The following is a 507-nucleotide window of genomic DNA, read 5'->3' on the forward strand; positions in this document are numbered from 1 at the left end:
GGGCAGGAACGGCGCTACCTGGCGGGCGTGCTGGCGGCGGCGGTGGGCTTCACGGCGCTGCGGCTGGCCACGTCGAACCTCGTGTATTACGTGCTGAAGGGCGTCGACCCCGATTTGCACGAACTGTTCTGGCCGCTGTTTGGGGGGCTGTGGCTGGGGGCGGTAGCCACCATGCTGGCCAGCTCGGCGGTGCGCATCACCCTCGATTACCTGCGCGGGCAGCGCCAGCGGCAGGAGCGCGAGCGCCAGCACCTGCTCACGGAGCTGGCCATGCTCAAAACCCAGATTAACCCGCACTTTCTGTTCAACACGCTGAACAACATCTACTCGCTCACGAGCCGCAAGTCGGACCGCGCCCCCGAGGCCGTGCTGCGCCTGGCCGAAAGCATGCGCTACCTGCTCTACGACAGTGCCGCCGACACCGTGCCCCTGAGCCAGGAGCTGGCCCACCTGCGCAGCTTTCTGGACTTGCAGCGCCTGCGCCTGCCCGAAGCCGAAGCGGCGGCC

General features: G+C 68.0%; 1 protein-coding gene. It reads left to right on the forward strand.

Features of this window, described 5'->3' with window-relative positions:
• Positions 1–507: sensor histidine kinase (locus ACYVDE_RS26075; RefSeq protein WP_460504399.1), on the forward strand; the 507-nt coding region annotated here is incomplete at both ends.

The sequence above is a fragment of the Hymenobacter agri genome, from assembly GCF_054778495.1.